The 20,824-nt window shown below is 65.1% G+C and carries 16 protein-coding genes and 3 pseudogenes; 6 read left to right on the forward strand and 13 right to left on the reverse strand.

The annotated features are described in order from the left end of the window. Positions 1-39: 39 nt before the first annotated feature. The 6 genes and pseudogenes from G6N61_RS00360 to G6N61_RS00385 all read right to left on the reverse strand — a co-directional run bounded on the left by G6N61_RS00360 (position 40) and on the right by G6N61_RS00385 (position 6,092). Positions 40-1,460, reverse strand: a pseudogene (locus G6N61_RS00360) (aspartate ammonia-lyase). Continuing rightward, positions 1,457-2,629 (reverse strand): M20 family metallopeptidase, encoded by a 1,173-nt coding sequence (locus G6N61_RS00365; protein ID WP_163916142.1) that lies wholly within the window; start codon positions 2,627-2,629, stop codon positions 1,457-1,459. The pseudogene G6N61_RS00360 and the gene G6N61_RS00365 overlap by 4 nt, the downstream one beginning before the upstream one ends. After that, positions 2,626-3,294 carry a DUF1028 domain-containing protein gene (locus G6N61_RS00370; protein ID WP_163916144.1) on the reverse strand — a complete coding sequence of 223 codons (669 nt, stop codon included), beginning with the start codon at positions 3,292-3,294 and terminating at the stop codon, positions 2,626-2,628. Before G6N61_RS00370 ends, G6N61_RS00365 begins: the two co-directional genes overlap by 4 nt. Next, on the reverse strand, positions 3,291-3,734 hold the full coding sequence (locus tag G6N61_RS00375; protein WP_163916146.1) for a RidA family protein: 444 nt from the start codon (positions 3,732-3,734) through the stop codon (positions 3,291-3,293). The genes G6N61_RS00370 and G6N61_RS00375 overlap by 4 nt, the downstream gene beginning before the upstream one ends. A gap of 29 nt (positions 3,735-3,763) precedes the next feature. Further along, positions 3,764-5,026 (reverse strand): flavin-containing monooxygenase, encoded by a 1,263-nt coding sequence (locus G6N61_RS00380; protein ID WP_163916148.1) that lies wholly within the window; start codon positions 5,024-5,026, stop codon positions 3,764-3,766. A 133-nt stretch (positions 5,027-5,159) separates the two neighbouring features. Then, positions 5,160-6,092, reverse strand: a complete 933-nt coding sequence (locus tag G6N61_RS00385; protein ID WP_163916150.1) for a LysR substrate-binding domain-containing protein — start codon at positions 6,090-6,092, stop codon at positions 5,160-5,162. Positions 6,093-6,239: 147 nt separating this feature from the next. Here G6N61_RS00385 and G6N61_RS00390 point away from each other — a divergent pair, with 147 nt between their 5' ends. Further along, positions 6,240-7,613: an MFS transporter gene (locus G6N61_RS00390; RefSeq protein WP_163916153.1), complete on the forward strand. Its 1,374-nt coding sequence runs from the start codon at positions 6,240-6,242 to the stop codon at positions 7,611-7,613. A gap of 25 nt (positions 7,614-7,638) precedes the next feature. Next, on the forward strand, positions 7,639-7,800 hold the full coding sequence (locus tag G6N61_RS00395) for a hypothetical protein (RefSeq protein WP_163916156.1): 162 nt from the start codon (positions 7,639-7,641) through the stop codon (positions 7,798-7,800). A 1,109-nt stretch (positions 7,801-8,909) separates the two neighbouring features. Here the strand turns inward: G6N61_RS00395 and G6N61_RS00400 are convergent. Both G6N61_RS00400 and G6N61_RS00405 read right to left on the reverse strand, forming a co-directional pair. Then, complete coding sequence (locus tag G6N61_RS00400; RefSeq protein WP_163916158.1) at positions 8,910-11,111, reverse strand: malate synthase G; 2,202 nt, start codon at positions 11,109-11,111, stop codon at positions 8,910-8,912. Positions 11,112-11,147: 36 nt separating this feature from the next. Further along, complete coding sequence (locus G6N61_RS00405; RefSeq protein WP_163916160.1) at positions 11,148-11,573, reverse strand: GlcG/HbpS family heme-binding protein; 426 nt, start codon at positions 11,571-11,573, stop codon at positions 11,148-11,150. 178 nt (positions 11,574-11,751) lie between these two features. On the opposite strand from G6N61_RS00405, the gene G6N61_RS00410 reads away from it, so the two are divergent. Continuing rightward, a complete protein-coding gene (locus G6N61_RS00410; protein WP_235887120.1) occupies positions 11,752-12,513 on the forward strand; it encodes an IclR family transcriptional regulator in 762 nt (253 codons plus the stop codon). Positions 12,514-12,577: 64 nt separating this feature from the next. Next, positions 12,578-13,957, forward strand: a complete 1,380-nt coding sequence (locus G6N61_RS00415; protein WP_163916162.1) for an FAD-binding oxidoreductase — start codon at positions 12,578-12,580, stop codon at positions 13,955-13,957. 107 nt (positions 13,958-14,064) lie between these two features. Here G6N61_RS00415 and G6N61_RS00420 read toward each other — a convergent pair. The 4 genes and pseudogenes from G6N61_RS00420 to G6N61_RS00435 all read right to left on the reverse strand — a co-directional run. Next, positions 14,065-14,396 (reverse strand): annotated as a pseudogene (locus tag G6N61_RS00420) (IS481-like element ISMva2 family transposase); the annotation flags it as partial. A gap of 73 nt (positions 14,397-14,469) precedes the next feature. Then, positions 14,470-15,285, reverse strand: a complete 816-nt coding sequence (locus tag G6N61_RS00425) for an oxidoreductase (RefSeq protein ID WP_163916164.1) — start codon at positions 15,283-15,285, stop codon at positions 14,470-14,472. A 52-nt stretch (positions 15,286-15,337) separates the two neighbouring features. Continuing rightward, positions 15,338-16,719 (reverse strand): annotated as a pseudogene (locus G6N61_RS00430) (MFS transporter). 83 nt (positions 16,720-16,802) lie between these two features. Next, entirely contained in the window at positions 16,803-17,309 is a 507-nt protein-coding gene (locus tag G6N61_RS00435; RefSeq protein ID WP_235887121.1) for a YceI family protein, read from the reverse strand. A 275-nt stretch (positions 17,310-17,584) separates the two neighbouring features. Between G6N61_RS00435 and G6N61_RS00440 the strand changes: the two genes are divergently transcribed. Together G6N61_RS00440 and G6N61_RS00445 are read left to right on the forward strand one after the other, a co-directional pair. After that, positions 17,585-18,310 carry an alpha/beta fold hydrolase gene (locus G6N61_RS00440; RefSeq protein ID WP_163916168.1) on the forward strand — a complete coding sequence of 242 codons (726 nt, stop codon included), beginning with the start codon at positions 17,585-17,587 and terminating at the stop codon, positions 18,308-18,310. Between the two features lie 271 nt (positions 18,311-18,581). After that, a complete protein-coding gene (locus G6N61_RS00445) occupies positions 18,582-19,022 on the forward strand; it encodes a MarR family winged helix-turn-helix transcriptional regulator (protein WP_163916170.1) in 441 nt (146 codons plus the stop codon). A 106-nt stretch (positions 19,023-19,128) separates the two neighbouring features. Here G6N61_RS00445 and G6N61_RS00450 read toward each other — a convergent pair whose 3' ends face one another. After that, positions 19,129-20,676 (reverse strand): AMP-binding protein, encoded by a 1,548-nt coding sequence (locus tag G6N61_RS00450; RefSeq protein WP_163916172.1) that lies wholly within the window; start codon positions 20,674-20,676, stop codon positions 19,129-19,131. Positions 20,677-20,824: the final 148 nt, after the last annotated feature.

Here is a 20,824-nt window from a genome sequence, read left to right on the forward strand (position 1 = left end):
GTCCTTGAGGCGGCTGCCGGAACGCCTCGATTGATGCGGTTATCCGCCCTCGGCAGGATTGCGTCGGGGGCGGGTGAGGTTGTCGGGCTGAAGAATCGTCTCCAGCTCGGACGCGGTCAATAACCCGCGGTCGAGGACGAGCGACGCGATGTCGGCCCCGGAGTTCAAGGCGTCGGCGGCAAGGTTTGTTGCCGCGTCATAACCGATGTAGGGATTGAGCGCCGTCACCAAGCCGATCGAGTGGTCCACGGTGGCCCGCATGCGCGCGACGTTCGCGGTGATTCCCACGACGCACCGGGTGCGCAGCGTGTCGCACGCCGCCGTCAGGTGTGCCAGGGACTCGAACAGGCTGTGCGCGATGATCGGCTCGAAGGCGTTGAGCTGCAACTGCCCCGCTTCAGCTGCCATGCTGATCGTGATGTCGTTGCCAATCACTTCGAACGCCACCTAATTGACCATCTCGGGAATCACGGGGTTGACCTTGCCGGGCATGATGCTCGAGCCGGCCTGCACCGGCGGCAGGTTGATCTCCCCGAAACCGGCACGCGGCCCCGAGGACAGCAGCCGAAGGTCGTTGCAGATCTTCGACAGTTTTACCGCGGTGCGCTTGAGCGCACCCGACAGCTGGACGAAGGCGCCGACGTCCTGGGTCGCCTCGACGAGATTGGAGGCCGTCACCAGCGGCAGTTCGGTGATGGTCCGCAATTCTTCGCAGGCGGCCTCGGCGTATCTGTGGTGCGCATTGAGGCCGGTGCCGATGGCCGTGCCGCCGAGGTTGATCTCCGCGATCAACAGCGCTGCTTCACGAGGCGGTCGGCGTCCTCGCCGACCATGACCGCGTAACTTCCGAACTCCTGACCGAGGGTCATCGGGACTGCGTCCTGCAGCTGCGTCCGTCCCATCTTCAGGTGCGGGCCGAACTCGACGGCCTTGGCGGCGAACGCCGCGACCAGTTCCGTCATCGCAGCCTGGAGTCGGTGCACTGCGAATTGGAGCGCCACCTTGAGGGCCGTGGGATAGACGTCGTAGGTGCTCTGCCCGAGGTTGACGTGTTCGAGGGGATGCAGGCGCGCGTAGTCACCCCGCCGGCGGCCGAGCAGTTCCAGGCCGCGGTTCGCGATCACCTCGTTGGCGTTCATGTTCGTCGAGGTCCCCGCTCCGCCCTGGATGACGTCGACCACGAACTGATCGTGCAGCCGGCCAGACTTGATCTCCTCGCATGCCGCGACGATGGCGTCGGCGCGGTCGGCATCGAGCAGGCCAAGCCGCCTATTTGCCTGCGCTGCAGCGAGTTTGACGCAGGCCAGCGCGACGACCAGCTCCGGATACCGCGATATCGAAACCTCGGTGATCGGGAAGTTGTCCAGGGCGCGCGCGGTATGCACCCCGTAGTAGACGTCGTCAGGCACCTCGCGGTCGCCGAGGAGGTCGTGCTCGAGGCGCATCGCGATCGACGTCATGACGACACACCCTCGGAGTCGATCAGACGGCGGCGTGTGCCGGGATCCGTCGCGGCGTCCAGCAGCGTCAGCGCGAGCGCGCCCGCGCCGTCGACCACCGCCCGGTCGGCGGCCGCGGTGACGGCGGCGGCCGCGAACTCCGGTTGATGATTCACGGCGGGCAGCGAGTCGATGCCGATGTAGGGGTGGATCGCCGCGATCCGCTGTGACACGTTCCCCATGTCGGTCGACGCCCGGTTCATGAGGGAGTCCGCCCCGGTGCTGAACCGGCGGCCCTGCTCTTCGGCACGGCGGACGTAGAGGTCGAGCAGGGCGTCGTCGTTGCGGAACTCCGCGTACGGCTTGCTCTCCGGGGTGATCGTCAACTCGCATCCGGTCGCCCACGCGCCGGCTTCGAAGCACCGGTTCACCCGCTGCTCCAGCCCGTCCAACTCCATCAGAGAACCCGCGCGCACGTACCAGCGCCCCTCTGTGCGTTGCGGGATGGCGTTGGGCGCCTCGCCGCCGCTGGTCATGATCCCGTGCACCCGGACTCCTTGCGGAAGCTGTTGCCGCAGCAAGCCGATTGCGACCTGGGCGACGGTGAACGCGTCGGCGGCGTTGACACCCCTGTCCGGATACGCCGCCGCGTGTGCGGCCTTGCCGTCGTAGCGAATGTGGCTGTGAGACACGGCATAGGGTTCGGCGCGGGCCACGTCGACGGGACCGGGGTGCACCATGGCGGCCGCGTGCACCCCATCGAACCCACCGCGGTCCAGCATCTCGATCTTGCCGCCGCCGCCCTCTTCGGCAGGAGTGCCCAACACCGAGAGGGTGATGCCGAGGTCGTCGACGTACGGCGCCAACGCCAGTGCGGCGCCCGTCGAGATGGCTGCGATGACGTTGTGTCCGCAGGCGTGCCCGAGGCCGGGCAGGGCGTCGTACTCGGCGCAGACCGCCAGATGCAGCGCACCGGATCCGCGGCGTGCGGCGAAGGCCGTCTGCAGCCCCGCGTAATTCTCCTCGATCGCGAACCCGGCGTCGGCGAGGTCGCCGGCGACCCGTGCGCTGGACCGCACCTCCTCCCACGCGATCTCGGGGTGCGCATGCAGGTCGTGCGACAGCCGCAGGATGGTGTCGGTGGCGCGGCCGGCGGCATCGCGGACGCCGTCGGCGAGTGTGGTGCTCATAGGTCTCCCGGCACTCCGTAGGAGGGCGCGGCGGTCGGATCGAGGCCGCGGGTGCGGTAGTCGCTCTTCTGCGGCGCCCAGACCGACCACAGTCGCCGGAGTTCGTCGGCTGGGTCGTCGTGCCAGTCGACGCGCAGGTCGGTGACGGGCCACGGGACGTCCTCGGTCACCTGCAGCCCGGCCGATCGGATCGGGCCCGCCTCCCCGCCGGCGGCGATCGCAGCGGCCAACCCGTCGAGTAGCCGTTGCTCCAGGAACGGCGAGTCCGACGCGGTGTATCCGTCGAGCAGCGCGTCGACGACCGAGGCCTCGTGGAGCATGTTGCCTGCGGCAGCGGCGTTCTCGGCCGTGCGGTGATGGTGGGTGCCCAGCGCGTGGCGACCGGTGTGGACGGCGGCGCTGCCCGTGCGGTCGACGACGATCAGCTGCCGGTGGTCGGGGTGGCCGTCGGCCGCGGTAGCGGCGTCCAGGGCCGTCCGCGCGTCGGCCCCGCCTGCGAGCGCGTCGAGGGCGACCACGCCGAGGTGGGGATTGGTGACGTTCTGGCTGGCGACCGCTCCGACGCCGGCACGCAGGTGCACGCACCGCGAGGCGACGGCCGGGCTCGACGACGCCACGATCATCCCGAACGCGGTGCCGTCGCGAACGACCAGGGACATCGTCACGAGGTGGCTCCGCTGAGAACGGCGGTGGCGTCGATCTCGACCAGCCACTCCGGGCGTGCGAGGGCATCGACGACGAGCCCGGTAGACACCGGGTGAACGCCCTTGAGCCACCGACCCATGACGCGGTACACCGTTTCGCGGTACCGGACGTCGACGAGGTAGACGGTCACCTTCACGATGTCCTTGAGGCTGCTGCCGGCTTCGTCGAGGAGCATGGCGATGTTGCTCATCGCCTTCTCGGCCTGGGCCTCGACGTCGCCGATGCCCACCGACTCCCGCGTGTCGAGGTCCTGTCCGATCTGCCCGCGCAGGTAGACCACTCCGCCAGCGACCACCGCTTGGCAGAGGTCGTTGTCGAGGCTCTGCTCGGGGTAGGTGTCCTTGGTGTTGAAGGGACGTATCCGTCGGTGCGTGGCCTGTGGCGGCGTGGCGTCGATCATCGGGTTGCACTCCTTTCGGGTGGGGCGGTTCAGTGGGACGCGAGTGCCGGAGTGTGGTGCGCGAGATAGCTGCGCTGGATGGCGATCTGGTCGGCGATGAACTTCGCGTCGTGCCACACGCCCCAGATGAAGCTGGATCCGCGCCGGGACTGCCACGGCAGTCCGAGGAAGTAGATGCCGGGTTCGGTGGACACCCCCCGCTGGTGGCGGGGCTTGCCACTGTCGTCGAACGCGTCGACCTTCAACCAGCCGTAGTCGAACGAGAAGCCGACGGCCCAGATGACCGAGGTGATTCCCGCTGCGGCGAGGTCGAGTTCGCGGATGGGATGAGTCATGCACTTGGGGTCGGGGCCGATGATGCGGGCCTCGGGCTCCTCGGGAAGGTCCAGGCCGTTGCGGGTGACGTAGGCGTCGGCCTCGTCGAGCATCGACAGATAGTTGGTGTCCCCGTTCTCGACGTTGGCGCGCAGGTCGGCCGCGAAGCTCAGCACTCCGTCGTCGAACGACTCTGCCCTTCCCAGCAGCGTGATCCCGTCGGCTGCGAGGTCGCGGAAATCGACGGTGTGCCCGCCGTGGGCTCCGCTGACGGCGATGGTGACGTGCTCGGCGCCACGCGGGGGCGCTGCGGCGTCCCACTTGCCGAGAACCCCGAGCCACCAGCAGAAGTCGCGGCCACGGTAGCTTCGCGGCGGCCTATCGTGCGGGCCGACGGCGAGGTAGGTGCGCCTACCGGACCGGCGGAGTTCGTCGGCGATCTGAACCCCGGACGAACCCGCTCCGACGACGAGGACGGCGCCCTCGGGCAGCTGGCGCGGATTGCGGTAACCGCTGGAGTGGATCTGGTGGAGCCCGGCGTCGTCGGGGACGAGGGAGGGAAGGACCGGCTTCTGGAACGCGCCCGTCGCCGCGACGACGTACCGCGCATCGATGACCCCGTCCGAGGTCTCGACGCGGAAGCCGAGGCGTTTGTGGAGCTTCTGCACCGACCGCACCTCTACCCCTGTACGGATCGGTGCATCCACCTTCTCGGCGTACGCCACGAGGTAGTCGGCTACGTCCTCCTTGCCAGCGAACCCGTCCGGGTCGACGTCGAATTCGAGCCCGGGGAACCGGTCGTGCCAGGCTGGGCCGTTGGCCACCAGCGAGTCCCAGCGCCAGGACCGCCACCGTTCGGCGATGCGGTCTCGTTCGACGACGAGGTGCGGCACGCCCTGGGCGCCCAGATGCTCGCTCATGGCGATGCCGGCCTGGCCTGCGCCCACGACGAGCACCTCGGTCTCTTGGATGGACACTTCGACCTCCTGCTGGCGGGTGGACTCTGGTGTCCATGATTCGGCCGCCCGGTGCATCTGTACAGCGCATTAAGTCGATGACTGGCATCGGTTGAACCGGTTTACGCAGTTCACTGGCGTGCTGGCGTGCCCGTTAGGTCGACGTTCGACCCAGCGAGCCGCTGCTCGAGCCGCCGAACAGGTCCCGACAAAGCTCGGCAACGACGGTCGCCCGCCGGGTGGGCCGCGCCGCGGCGGAGGTGAAGAGGACGACCGTGATGCCGGGCGGATCGCCACTGATCGGAACCGCCGCCACGGCATGGCCGTCGAGTGCCATTGGAACCGCCGCGCGCAGGTTGAGCACGGTGTACGCCAGGTCCCGCCCCACGAGTGCCCGGCAGGTTTCGACCGTCGTGGAGCGGAAGCGGATCTCGGGATCGACGCCGGAGGCCTCGAACACGCGCCGGAAGTAGTCGCGGCTGTGCGGCAGGTCGAGCAGCGCCATCGGCTCGTCCGCCAGTTCGGCGAGGTCAAGCCGATCACGCTGGGCCAGGCGGTGCGACCCGGACACCAGCGCGTACGGCGACAGGGTGAACAGTGGCCACCGCTTCAGCTTGGTCTCGTCGACCAGGTCGTAACCGATCCCGAGTTCGAACGTTCCGTTGGCCACTCCCTCGGCTAGGTCGGCGAGATCGACCTCGGTCGTCTGCAGGTGCAGCCGTGGCAGCTTCTCGGCGGCGGCCGACAACAACTCGGGCAGCAGGTAGGGCGCGGCGACGGCGTAACACCCGACCGACAGCGTGCCGCCCAGCGAGGTACCCAGCCCCTGGGCCACCGCGCGGAGATCCGACGCCGAGGTGAGCAGCTGACGGCTCGCGACGAGAAGTTCGCGGCCCGCAGGAGTCAGGGTCACGCCGCGGGCGTGATGCCGCACGAACAACTGCACCGACAAGGCGCTCTCCAGGTCGGCTAGTGCCGCCGACATCGCCGACTGCGAGAGATGGACCGAGACGGCCGCCCTGGTGACGCTCCCGGTCTCGGCGACGGCGACGAAGTACTCCAACTGCCGGAGTGTGTAGTCAGGCATCGCACCCCCTCGCATCGTCAAAACCGATCTCAAAGTTCGGAAAGACCGGCTGTACAGGATTGACGATACGGCGCAGTGTTGGGCATCACACAGCCGCCGCGCCATCAGGCGAGGGGTCACCGCGATGACAGCACGGAGAGCACCGATATGACGGACACGACGCCCGGGCCGCTGGTTTCAGAAACCTTCGTAGATCAGAAGAGCATTCGAAAGAGCGTCGTCGCGGGATCCGTCGGCGTTTTCGTGCATTGGTTCGACTGGGCGATCTACGCCTACCTCGCGTCGACCCTGTCGATCGTGTTCTTTCCCGACCAGGACGGGACGGCCGGGCTGCTCGCGGTCTTCGGTGTGTTCGCCATCTCCTTCGGCGCCCGACCCATCGGGGCGCTCCTCTTCGGCGCGCTGGGCGACCGCATCGGCCGGAAGAAAACGCTGACCTACGTCATCCTCGCGATGGCCGCCTCGACGATGTTGCTGGGTCTACTGCCCTCCTACGCCAGCATCGGGATCTGGGCGCCGATCCTGCTCCTCGTCGCCCGAATCATCCAAGGACTCGCTGCCGGCGGCGAATTCGGCAGTGCCGCAGCCTTCCTGGCGGAGTACTCCCCGACGAAGCGCCGCGGCTTCGGCGTGAGCTTCCTCGAGGTCGGGTCGCTGCTCGGCTTCCTGGGTGCATCGCTCGCGGTTCTCGTGCTGAACACGCTGCTCATGGCGGACGACGTGAACTCCTGGGGATGGCGAATCCCCTTTCTGCTGGCCACTCCCCTGGGCCTGATCGGGTTCTACATCCGCAACAAGATCGAGGACACCCCGGAGTTCCGAGAACTGACCGAGCTGGACGCGGTACCGCACAGCCCGATCAGGGAATCGTTCACGCGCGGCTGGAGGCAGATGCTCCAGACGAGCGGCATCGAGATCATGATGAACGTCACCTTCTACATCGTGCTGGTGTACCTGCTGACCTATCAGGAGATCGAACTCGGGATTTCGACGTCGGACGCAGCGCTCTTCTCCACGGCCGCATCCATTGCCGCGTTGATCACCGTTCCACTGTTCGGCGCGCTGTCGGATCGGGTTGGTCGCAGGCTGCCGCTGATCGTGGCCTCGGTCCTGCTGATCGTGTTCTCCTACCCCTTGTTCCTCGTCATGCACTCCGGAACTTCCTGGGCCGGTCTGGTGAGCACGGTCGGGCTGGGGCTGATCCTCGCAGTCATCCTGGGGGTGCACGCCGTAACGGTCGCCGAGCTGTTTCCCACCCGTACGCGGCAGACCAGTTTGTCCATCGTCTACGCGGTTACGGCGGCGATCTTCCCCGGGACCGTGCCCTACGTGCTGACGTGGCTCATCGCCCACACCGGCAATCAGATGATGCCCGCGTTCTACCTCATCCTGGTCGGACTCCTCGGGCTCGGGACGATGCTCACGGTGAAGGAGACCCGCGGCATCGACCTGCTCCGCGACGACGTCGCCCTCGCCCAGAAGAGCCGCGTCACAACGGTTTCGCCCACCGCATCGGTGTAGCGGTACGGACCTCACGTACCTGGGGATGGTGCACGTCGAGGTAGTGGAGAACGACGTAGCCAGAATGGGTGCCGTTTCCGCGTCCGACCAGCTCGGGGTGCATTCCCAAGCCGACATCGATGATCGCTGGATCCTCGACCAGGCCTGCAAGCCGGGCTTCAATACCGTTGCAGCAGAAACCAAGTAACTCATCGCCCGAAGCGATGGCGTGTAGCTGGGGAACCCAGCCCGACGCAGCCCGGCGGCGATGATGTCGGCGAGTTGCTCGGCGCGCGCTTTGGTGAGGATGGTGTGCCCCCACAATCACCATCTCCAGGATCGAACGCGGTTGCCAACGCAACGACGCCCTCGTCAACGACTACCGCCAGTGGCTCACCGCCGCTTGACTTCTAACACCAATAGGAGCATGAACTCTCGCACACTCAGGCGAATTACTACGGACGCCAGCGGGCGCATCACCGCAGATCACCGACTTCCACAAATGCTCACGAACTCGCCTGGACGCCTCAAATCAACTTCCCCCAGCTGATTGCGCCCCGGCAGCTTCGATGTGCCGAAATCCCCTCGTCCATCTGGTTAAGAGCAGTTCGACGATGCTAGCGGCTCGAACAGTTGGCATCGCGGTACGCGAGAACTCCGGATTCGTCGAGATCGATAGCCCCAGAAGCACGCCGCCCGGTAGTCCGTGGACACCTGAATCTGTCGATCGCCGCGGGACAGCGGTGGTTGCGGGCGGACATCGACTGCGAGGATGTCTTCTGAAAGCTCGCTGGCATCGGGTTGGCGGCCAACGAGCCGGGCCAGCAGGAGCGCGGGGAGTCATCGATTTGATGCTCGACGCGCTGCGCTACCGCTCTTAGCGTTAGCTGTCGTGAAGTCCAGTCACGACACTATCGCTGAGCTGCTCATCGAACGCATGAGGGAGAAATACGGCCGCATCTCGGGTGATGCGACTGCTGCCGACCGCCAAGGCGCTGGATGCGCCGCTTCTACCGGAGGGCGTTCTTCGATCGCAACTTCGTGTGTTCTCTACCGTTCAACGGCATCCGCCACGTTAACGCTGATTGCTAAGGCCAACGCCACGATCGGCCGGATCCCTGCGCGGATGTGGGCCGCCCGGAGGACCCGGCCCGTAGACGGGGTTGTCGCCAACGTTGTCGTCTGCGGCTCAACTCGGCGGTGACAGCAAAACTGCGTAGGCTCCCGGCGGCGATACGGGCAGCTCGATCGACGCGAACGCAGCCCTTCGAGCGGATGCCACGTACTACTCTTCGGAGGAGGGCGTAGCCCAACCCTTCAAGCGCCCCTGGTTGCTTTGAACTCTCGGCGGCGGCGGTGGAGGATCGGTTCGGTGTAGCCGTTGGGTTGCTCGCCGCCTTCGAGGATGAGTTCCTGCGCTGCGGCGAAGGCGATGCTGTCGTCGAAGTTAGGTGCCATCGGCAGGTAGGAGGCGTCGCCCTCGTTCTGGCGGTCCACCACCGGAGCCATGCGTTCCAGGCTGGCCCGAACATCGGCAGCGGCGATTACCCCGTGACGCAGCCAGTTGGCCAGCAACTGACTCGAGATACGCAGTGTCGCACGGTCTTCCATTAAAGCGATGTCGTGGACGTCGGGCACCTTGGAGCAACCGACACCCTGGTCGATCCACCGCACGACGTAGCCGAGGATGGACTGGCAGTTGTTGTCGACTTCCTGCTGGATCTCGTCCGGAGACCAGGTCAGTGACGAATCGGCCACCGGAATGGTCAGCAATTCCGCTAGCGAGCTGCGGGCCCCACCTTCCAACTCCCTCTGCACCGCGAACACATCCACCTGGTGGTAGTGCATGGCGTGCAGTGTTGCTGCGGTGGGCGAGGGCACCCAGGCTGTAGTGGCGCCCGCCTTTGGCTGGCCGATCTTCTGTTCGATCATGTCGGCCATCAAGTCCGGCATGGCCCACATGCCCTTACCGATTTGCGCCCTGCCCGACAGTCCGGCGTTCAGGCCGATGTCGACATTCTGGTTCTCGTAGGCGCCGATCCACGGCTGGGCCTTCATCGCGCCCTTGCGGATCATCGGGCCGGCCTCCATGGAGGTGTGGATCTCGTCGCCGGTGCGGTCTAGGAAACCGGTATTGATGAACACCACCCGGTCGGCGGCGGCCTTGATGCACGCCTTGAGGTTGGCGCTGGTGCGGCGTTCCTCGTCCATGATGCCCACCTTGATGGTGCCCTGCGGCAGGCTGAGAACCTCTTCGACACGGGAGAACAGCTCGCAGGTGAAGGCGACCTCGTCGGGGCCGTGCATCTTGGGCTTGACTATGTAGATGGATCCTGTGCGGCTGTTGGACAAGGGACCGGACGCCCCCCCGTTGTGAGATGAGTCCTTCAGGCCGTGGATGGCGATCAGGCTGGTGAACAGCGCATCCTGGATACCCTCGGGAACCTCGGAACCATCGTCGAAGGTGATGGCGTCATTGGTCATCAGGTGTCCGACATTGCGGACGAACAGCAGGCTGCGACCGGGCAGCGTCAGCTGACCACCGCCTTGTGCGGTATACACCCGGTCCTGATTGAGCACGCGGGTGAACGTCTTTCCACCCTTTGAGACCTCTTCGGACAGATCGCCGCGGTTGAGTCCTAGCCAGTTGCGGTAGCCGAGGACCTTGTCGTCGGCGTCGACGGCGGCCACCGAATCCTCGAAGTCCATGATCGTGGTGATCGCGGACTCCAGCACGACGTCCTTGATGCCGGCCGGGTCGTCTGATCCGATGGGCGAGTCGGCGTCGATGAGAATTTCGATGTGCAGGCCGTGATTGGCCAGCAACACCGAGGTGGGTGCGTCGGCTTCGCCTCGATAACCGGCGAATTGGTCGCCGGTGGCCAGACCGGTGGTGGTGCCCTCGCCGAGGGCGACCACTAGGGCACCGTCGGTGACGTTCAGCTTGGTGGCCTCGGTCCAGGATCCGGATGCCAGAGGAACGGTGTCGTCGAGGAACGCCCGCGCGTAGGCGATCACCTTGTCGCCCCGGATCTTGTTGTAGGCCGAACCCTTCTCGGCGCCCTCGTCTTCGGGGATGGCGTCGGTTCCGTAGAGCGCGTCGTACAGCGAGCCCCAGCGGGCGTTCGAGGCGTTCAGCGCGAACCGCGCGTTGAGAACCGGCACTACCAGCTGAGGTCCGGCGGTGGAGGTGATCTCCGGGTCCACGCCGGAGGTGGTGATGGTGAAATCATCGGGTTCCGGCAAGAGATAACCGATTTCGGTGAGGAACGTCCTGTAGGCGTCGGGGTCGTGGGGCTCGACGCTCCGGTGGCGGTGCCACTTGTCGATGTGGGCCTGCAGTTCATCGCGGCGCCCGAGCAGTTCAGCGTTCCGCGGCGCCAGATCGGTGATGACCTTGTCCACTCCCGCCCAGAAGCTGTCCTGGTCCAGATCGGTGCCCGGCAACGCCTCGTTGTTGACGAACTCGAGCAACACCTTGGCGACCCGCAAGTTGCCCACGGTCACACGCTCAAACATAGATCCTCGCTTCGGTCTGGACTGATGAATAGGCAGTCATCGAGTGGTGTGTAATCCGGCGGCTTCGATTCCCGCGAAGGCGGCTGTCTCGTCGTTATCCGAGCTGTCTCCGGAGATGCCGACGGCACCCACGACGGTGCCTTGTGCATCGCGTATCAGGACACCACCTGGAACGGGGATCAAGCTCCCACCGATTGCTGAGGTGGCAGCGGCGATGAAGTAAGGCTGTTCCTCTGCACGCACCATGAGGGCCCGCGAGTCGCTTCCCAGCGAAACAGCCCCGAAAGCTTTGCCGAACGCTATCTCGAATCGCTTGTTGGAGGCGCCGTCCTCGCGTTGCGCGGCGACGACGTTGCCGCCGCTGTCCAGGACGACAACGGTCAGAGGTTGAAAACCGCGGGTTCTGCCCGTCGCTCGGGCGCCGGCGACGACGGCTTCTGCTGATTGCAGGCTGATGGACATCTGTTCTCCTCGAACGTGCAGGACCGACGCATCACTGGCGGCACAGCGCCGACTAATCTCAGCCAAAGATCAAGACGATACTGTTCAAGGTTGTGCCGCAAATGGAATACTTATTCCGAATACAGAATCATGTGAGGTGGTTGATGTCAAGCCGTAGTGGTGTGGTCAGGGCGCTGCCGTGACGAGCCAGGGCGGGGTGCAGTCGCTGCACAGAGCGCTCGACATTCTCGAGACTGTTGCACGCAGGGGTGGGCGAGTCACTGTTGCCGAGGTCGCCGAATCGACGGCGCTGCCGATGCCGACGGTGCATCGCGTGCTCCGGACGCTGGTGGAGCGCGGGTACATGCGGCAAATGGCCAATCGCAGTTACGTGTTGGGCTATCGATTGATGCCGCTCGCGTCCGTGGCCAACGCCACTGTCGGAGCCGGTGCATCTCCCGTCCTGGCGGATTTGGTCACCGAACTCGGCGAGACCGCCAATCTGGCCGTTCTCGCGGGTGAGGAAGCCGAATACATCGCCCAGGCCCCTTCCCGCTATGCGATGCGGATGTTCACTGAGGTTGGTCGCCGCGTCGAATTACACAGCACCGGCGTGGGGAAAGCGCTACTAGCGCAACTCGATGACGTTGCAATCGATGCGATTGTGGGCCGCGGGGGGTTGCCTGCTCGTACTGAACACACGTTGACCACCCGACTCGCGCTGCTGGCCGAGGTCGACCTGATCCGCCGACGCGGGTTCGCACTGGATGAACAGGAGCAGGAGATCGGTGTCCGTTGTGTCGCAGTACCGCTGGAATCAAATGTCGTTACAGGGATGGCGGTTTCCGTATCCGGGCCGGTGACACGAATGACCGACGAACTCGTCGACCGAGCAGTACCGCTACTCCAATCGGCGGCGAGGCAACTGGTGACGGACATGGTAGGCCTGGTCAGCGAGTGACGCTTGACACCTAACGATCCAACCTGGACATTTGGAATCCCTATTCCAAATATGAAAGCTGGTTATGGACGTTTCCTCGACCTCACTGGACCTGACCCCGCTGGAGTCGGTGCTTCCCGAGGGCTGCCTGATCACCGATCCCGCTCGGACGGACAAGTACCGTTGGGATCGCGCGCTCGACCCCAACGCCGGTGTTCCGATGGCCGTCGTACGCGCGACGTGCACTGCTGACGTGCAGGCGGCGGTCTCATTCGCGGCGGCCCGTGGAATCGCTGTGGTGCCACGCGGCGCCGGCACAGGATTGTCCGGCGGAGCGTCCGCTGTAACCGACTGCATCGTCATATGTACCGAGCGGATGCGTTCGATTGAGATCGACCCTCTCACGCGAACAGCAGTCGTAGAGCCCGGCTTGCTCAACGCCGAAGTCAAGCGCGCCGTAGCTGCCCACGGGTTGTGGTACCCGCCGGACCCATCGTCGTACGAGATCTGCTCCATCGGCGGAAATGTCGCGACCAACGCTGGCGGGCTGTGCTGTGTCAAGTACGGAGTAACCACTGATTACGTGCTCGGCATGACGGTGGTGCTGGCCGACGGATCAGCAGTCAAACTGGGTGGAAAACGAATCAAAGATGTTGCAGGCCTGCCTCTTCTGAAGCTATTTGTCGGATCAGAAGGCACCCTGGGCATTGTCACCGAAGTGATCCTGCGGCTTCTGCCCGCTCCGCGGACACCCACCACCCTGGTTGCTACATTCGCATCCCTCGACGACGCCACCCGCGCGGTCCTCGAGGTCACACAGTCGATGCGCCCGTCGATGCTCGAGTTCATGGACAACGTGTCGATCAACGCGGTCGAGGACGTCACCAAAATGGGTCTCGATCGTTCGGCGGAGGCGCTGTTGGTGGCCCAATCCGACGAAGCCGATTCCACCGCGGCAGCCGAGATCATCCGCATCGAGTCGCTGTGCGAGGCGAACAATGCGGCCGAAGTTCTGGTGGCTCCCGACGCCGAAACCGGTGAAGCGTTCGTGGCGGCAAGGCGGATGGCGATTCCAGCGGTCGAACGCCGAGGAACCCTTCTCCTTGAAGATGTCGGCGTCCCGGTTCCGCACCTGGGTGGCCTCGTCCGGGGGATCGCTGACATATCGCGCGCTAACGATGTCGAGATCGCGGTGATCGCGCATGCTGGCGACGGGAACACTCATCCGCTCATAGTCTTCGATCCCATGGATGCCGACCAGGGTAGGCGTGCGCAGGCCGCCTACGGTGAGATCATGACCCTGGCGATCGGACTGGGCGGAACCATCACCGGCGAGCACGGGGTCGGGCGTCTCAAAAGGCCGTGGCTGGGTGCGAACATCGGCGATGACGCCCTTGCCCTCAACCGTCGTATCAAGCAGGCGCTTGACCCAGCCGGGATTCTGAATCCGGGAAGCGGATTGTAGGGCCCGCACCGTCACCGATTGAGGCCGACTCCAGCAGTACCCTGTCTGCGGCGAGTCGGTGCAGCCGTCGCGTGACACGGTGCGCGAGATTTCGATCACCGCGCGAGCCCAGGCTCAGCGACGGTGGACATCTCGACGAATCGGGCGTACCCGTCGATGCCGGCGATCACCATGCACTCACGGCCGTCGACCAGCAAGACCCCGCCCGTGATGACGATCTACCAAAGCTGCATCGGGGCGTCGAGCTTCCAGCGCCGGCACTGCGTTTGTGGTTCTGCTGCTGGGCGGCGACAAGGCCGTGCCGTACCAGCATCCGGTACACACTCGACCGCGAGGGCGGCGCGTCCACCCCGCGCAGTGCCAGCTCGTGGGCGATGCGTTGGGCGCCCCAGCGCGGATAGGTCAGGCGCAGTTCGCAGACCGGCGCCACCACCGTCGGGGGTGTAGCGGTTTCGGTTGTCTCGACGAGGTGGAGATTGATGGTGTGCGCTATCTCGGTGGCGAGCGGCCGACTAGCTCGTGAGCTTGCTCATCTTGCGGAGCTGCCTGTCGAACACCCCGGAAGGCGCGAAGCGGCGAAAGGCGCCGATGCGTGGAGCGAGGGCACCGGCGGCGTAGCGCAGCTTGGGGTTTTTGTCGGTTGCGGCCGCCACGACCACTTTGGCGACCACCGCGGGATCCTCACCGTTGGCAACCGAATCCGCGAGCAACTGCTCGGCCGCCCGGCGTCGTTCGGCATAGACCTGCACCGGCGCGTCGGGCTTCACACTGTTCACGTCGATCCCGGTCTTGATCCACGAGGGCTCAATCAGAAGGACCCGCACACCGTGCTCGCGCACCTCGTGATCCAGCGACTCCGAATAACCTTCGACCGCGTGTTTCGAGGCCGAATAGATCGCCATGTACGGCATGGGCACCAGACCGCCGACCGAGGAGATGTTGATGATGCGGCCGTGGCCTCGGGATCGCATGTGCGGCAGAACGGCCTTGGTCATGCGAATGAGCCCGAAGACGTTGATGTCGAAAACGCCCTGGTCGTTGGAGACCGAGCTGTCCTCAGCCGCGCCGATGAAGCCCACGCCGGCGTTGTTAACCAAGACGTCGATTCGCCCGAACCGCCCGATGACCTGCTCGACAGCGGCGGCGACCGATTCGTCGTCGGCCACGTCGAGATCGAGCAACGTCACGCCGGGCGGAGGTGTGATGCCCGACGTGCGGCGGCTAGTGCCCACCACCTCGTAGCCCGCGTCACGCAGCGCTAGGCCGACCGAACTGCCGATACCGGATGCGCCGCCCGTGACGAGGGCGACCGGCCTGATTGTTGTCACGTGTGAACCCTCTCGATTCGGAGATCGGTACGGACCGACCGGATACTGACTGTCACCGATCCAACGAGACCGACGTGGTCTCACGCCTCACCAGTTGAGCGACGAGGGTCACCGCCGCGGTGACCACCAGGTACAGACCCACCTCGCCGACCCGTGGTGTGCGGTCAACCACGTCGCGATGAACGGCGCGACCGCAGCACCCAGGATGCTGGCGAGATTGAACGACACACCGGAGCCGGTGTACCTGACGTTCGTCGGGAACATCTCGGGGAGAACCGCGCCCAACGGCCCGTAGGCCAATCCCACGAGTGCCATCCCGAGGATGAGGAACGTCAGGGTGAGCGTGGACGAGGATCGCGCGGGGTCCAGGAAGAAGCCGAAGCTCGTACCGTAGGCGATGGCGACGCTGGTGCACAACAGGATCGGGCGGCGGCCGAAGCGATCGATCAGCCTGCCGGCCAACGGAACTGCCGCCGCGAAGAACAGCACGGCGATCAACTGCAGCCGAAGGAAGTCCACGAACCCGAACCCCAAGCCGTGCTGGGTGGACTTGGCGGTGCCGTAGCTGAGCGTCCACGTCGTCACCACGTAGAAGATCGTGAACGTGGACACGACGGCGAACGTACCCACCACCACCTCGTACCCGTTCCGGCTCAGCAACCGCGCCTTCGGTGTGCGCACCGCATCGCCACGGCTGGCGGATCGGGCGAACACCGGAGTCTCTGTCAGGCGCAGCCGAACGTAGAGCCCGACCGCCACCATCGCCGCACTGAGCAGAAACGGGATGCGCCAGGCCCAGCTGAGCAACGCCTCGCTGGACGACACCGAGAGCAGGACAAGGAGCGATCCGTTGGCGAGCAGGAAACCCGCCGGCGCGCCCAGCTGTGGCCACATCGCGGCCCAACCGCGGTGGCGCTGCGGTGCGGATTCGATCGCCAGCAGCGCGGCGCCGCTCCATTCGCCGCCCAACGCCAGACCCTGGGTGAACCTCAATGTCGCCAACAGGATCGGCGCCACGACACCAACCTGAGCGTAGGTCGGTAGCAGCCCGATCCCGAACGTGGCCGCACCCATCAGGAGCAGCGACGCCACCAGCGTGGACTTGCGACCGATCCGGTCGCCGAAGTGCCCGAAGACGACCGAACCGACTGGTCGCGCCACGAATGCCAATCCGAACGTGGCCAGCGACGCCAGCAGCGCCGTCGTCGAGTCGCCGGTGGGAAAGAACACCTGGGGGAAGACCAGGACCGACGCCGTGGCGTAGACGTAGAAATCGTAGAACTCGATGGTAGTGCCGATCATCGAGGCCGCAGCGATACGCGCTGGCCGAGTCTCCGCGACAGTCGTCACCGGCGATCCAGTTCCGTCTCGGGCATCGGTGTCGCCAAGTACGCCCACGGATTGGGTACGCCCAATACTGTTCGCACAGTTCATTCTGTCCTCCTTGCGAGGTCGTAGCGCCATTACCTTCTACCGTGCTGGCCCAACCGCGACCGAGGTTGCGGGCCAATTGTCGATCAAGGCTGCTTCAGCGCTTCGATGTCGAGTGTGATGGTTACCTTGTCCCCCAGGACCACACCGCCGGTGTCGAGCGGCGTATCCGTGCCGACGCCGAAGTCTCTGCGGCTCAGTACCGCTGACGCGGAGAAGCCGGCGACTTCCCCGTGCCCCATGCCGGGGTTGGTGCCGTTGAACTCGAGCTTCAGATCCACCAGCTTGGTGACGCCCCGCAAAGTGAAGTCCCCGCTGACGACGCAGTCGTTGCCGTCGGCACGCACCCGGGTCGACACGAACGTCGCGGTAGGGAACTGGGCGGCGTCGAAGTAGTCCGGGGATTTGAGGTGCTCGTCGCGGGTCTCGTTGCCGGTGTCGATGGAATCGATCGCGATCTCGGCGGCGACAGACTGCGCGCCATCCTCAGCGATAACGATCGCACCGTTGATTTCCACGAAGCGCCCGCGGACCGTGGTGACCATGAGGTGGCGGACGGAGAAGCCGACCGACGAATGCAGGGCATCGATCACCCAGCTGCCTGCCGTCAGATCGGTGGGTTCAGCTGCAGGGGCTGATGTCACGGGGCGTCTCCTCGGATCGGGCGTTTCGGTTCATTTGGGCTGCACCAGGATGACGATGGAGCCGGCCGTGGCCCAACAACCGCTGCGAATGGAGGTGGTGCGAACGACGAATGCGCCGTCTCGGTCGGTGGGGTGACGGTCTGGTGATCGGCGCGATCTCCCGTCGATTGGCGATATTCATACCGCGAACTCCACCACTACCGATCTCGACCTAGTCTTCAGCCATGCCCGAATACATACTCGTTCACGGCAATTGGCACGATGGCTCTGCCTGGAACGGTGTCTCCGCCGCACTGCACGACCGCGGCCATCATTCGTTTGCGCCCACCCTGCCCGGCCGCGGCGACGGGGCGCCGAAGCAGACGACGTACGCGGAGTGCGCGCAATCCGTCGTAGACGTCGTCATGGCGGAAGGACTCACCGACGTCGTCCTAGTAGGCCACAGCAATGGAGCCGTCGTCAGCAGCAAGGTCGCCGAGGCGATTCCCGAGCGCATCCGGTGGCTGACCTTCGTCTCCGGAGTCGTACTGGAGGACGGTCAGTGCCTACTCGACGCGGCACCGCCCCCCTACCGGCCGATGTTCGACCAGCTCGCGGCTGAATCGCCCGATCACACCGTGACGATCCCCTTTGACATGTGGTGCAACAACTTCATCAACGACGCCGCTCCGGACCTCGCCCGCTCGACGTACGAAGAGCTGTGCGCCGAGGGCTATGACCTGATGACGGAGCCGGTCGATCTGAAGCGGTTCCCGTCACTCGACATTCCGATTAGCTACATCAACCTCGCGGATGACGTTGTCTTCCCCAGTGAATGGGCTTGGCACCCACGGCTCACCAGTAAACTGCCGTTCCGTCGCATCATCGAAATGCCCGGAAGCCACGAGGTCATGTACACCAACCCGGAGGGTCTGGCCCGAACCATCATCGAGGCGAGCGAAGGGCCGTGACCTTCGCTTCGCCGCTATCTCCCGATCCGCGGAGCCTGCGTGCAGCGCCGCGCGGCTTCCAACGGCGCCGAGCCCAGTGATCGTTCGGTGGACGAAGGCTATTCGCGTATCAGGACAGCTCGAGCCCGCGATCGCCACGCGCGGCGAGCCGCTCGGCGATACGGACGCCCGCGAAGGCGCGTACGGATCGACTCACCACGTGCTCGTCGGTCATCTACATCTGTTCGCGCAGTTGCATGAAGCATGACGTGCCACCTGTACAGAGAAAATCGTGCCATCGACACGATCGACCAGCTTCCTGCTTATGCTCGCCCGGTGCGAGCAGGGCATCACCGACTTGCTGCGCCCGACACTCAATGAGGTTGGTATCAGCCTCGAACAGTGGCGAGTGATTGGGACACTGCGCCAAGTCGAGTACATGTCCATGACTACTTTGTCCGAATTGTCGGCAGTCCCGGCGAGTTCTCTGACACGACACGTCGATCAGCTCATCGACATGGGCGCTGCGTTGCGCCAGGTGGATCCTGCCGATCGGCGGAAAGTCGTTGTTGCCCTTACCAAGCAAGGATGGCGGTTCGAAGACAAGTGTGCCGAAGCCGAAGCGGAGAATCTCGCCAAGGCGATGACGCCTTCTGGAAACACCGCCAAGAATCTGGCCGAACTGATCGACTTCGTTGGAGAGGCAGTAGCTGACCAGCGGCGCTCCCCCTAGAGCCGACGTGGGCCGATTCCCACAGCGCCCACGATTGTCCCGATGGTGCCCTTCAGACGATTGACGAAACACCGGGGCAGATCACTGATTCGCAACGTGCACGCGCTCACGCCACGTCAACGGGAACGTCGTGCAGCCGGATGGCATCGTCTTCGCCATAGTGGGCGTCGACACCGGTGTAGTACCAGCAACGCTCGGTGAACCGTCGCCAATAGGTGTAGATGAATCGGTCGTCGTCGCCCCAGATCCCTCGTGCCATGGACGGCCACGGCCGGTCCATGACCAGATGTCCGTTCTCTCCCGGTACGACCAGGTCGGCTTCATCATCGACGATGTGCGCACTGATGCCGGGCAGCGGGCTCATCGATGAGCCCGCCGAGCATGCGGACGCACCCGGCAGCGGGGCGACGACTATCGTCCCCGTTTCCTCCTGCCACCAGGTGACTGCGACAGGGCATCGCTCACCGCCGAGAATGTCGCGGCACCAGCGGCGTGCGGGCTCGCTGTGAGGTTCACCCAATGTGCCGACCAGACGCAAGGAGGTAAGAGAGCTGGCAGCAATGGCTCTCGGCTCCGACCCGACAAATGTGCGGACGGCGTTCGGCGCCACGTAGTAGGTCGTCACGCCGTAGTCCGCGATGATCCGGACGTGTCGACGTTCATCGAGGAGGTCCGCGCCGCCCTCGTAGATCACCGATGTCGCACCAGCGGAGAGCGGGCCGTACACCTGATAGGTGTGCCCCGCGATCGTGGCGAGTTCGGTGTCGCACCAGAAGACGTCCGCGTCCTCCTCTTGGCCGAAGACGAAACGGAAGGTATACCGGGCTTGAGTGAGGTATCCGCCTGAGGTGTGCACGATGCCACGCGGCTTGCCCTCTGCGAACGACGGGTAGAACAGGAACAGCGGATGCTCCGCGTCGAACGAACCAGGGTCGTGATGTTCTCCGGCCGACCCCACGGCGTCGTGCCACCAGACATCGCGGTTGTCCACCCACGTCGATTCGACACTGTCACCCGTGCGACGGACCACGACGATCCGCTCCACGGAAGCGCGGGGTGCGTCGCCATGAGCGAGTGCCTCGTCGAGGACTCCTTTCAACGGCATCGCGACTCCTCCTCGAAAATGACCGTCTGCGGTGATCACCAGCCTTGCTCGTGAGTCGTCCAACAACAGTCGCGTGGTCGCTGCGGATGAGGCGGCATCAACGAGCACGTGAACGAGACCGAGTCGGGCGCAGGCGAGCATGGCGACGACGGCCTCCGGGATCATCGGCATGCAGATGGCGACTCGGTCTCCCGCCCGAAGCCCGATTCCGTCAAGATAATTCGCGGCCTTGCCGACCTCGCTCAGCAATTGGCCGTAGGTGATGTCACGACGATCACCGTGCTCGCCAACCCAGTGGATCGCGACCCGGCCACCCTTACCTGCGGCTACGTGACGATCCACGCAGTTGACTGTCACGTTGAGTGTGCCGCCCACGAACCATTGGGCGAACGGCGCCTTCGACCAGTCGAGCACCTCACTGAAATCGGTGGTCCACAACAGTTCACGAGCTCGCTTAGCCCAGAAGTCCATGCGATCGTTGGCGGCGTCCTCCCAGAGTTGACGCCGCGAGGCGGGGCGTGAAGGCACGTCGGTGAGCCGCTCGCGCACCTTCTGTGCGCGCCGCCGCGTTTCACCGGAGACAGCACGCCGAACGCTGAGCCTGCGGGACCGTCCTTGACTCACCCCGGCCGCCGCCGCGACGTCGCTGGTGACCACACAACCTGTACGCATCGTCGCTCCGCCCATGCAAATCGAT

This window comes from Mycolicibacterium arabiense (assembly GCF_010731815.2).
Classification (GTDB): domain Bacteria; phylum Actinomycetota; class Actinomycetes; order Mycobacteriales; family Mycobacteriaceae; genus Mycobacterium; species Mycobacterium arabiense.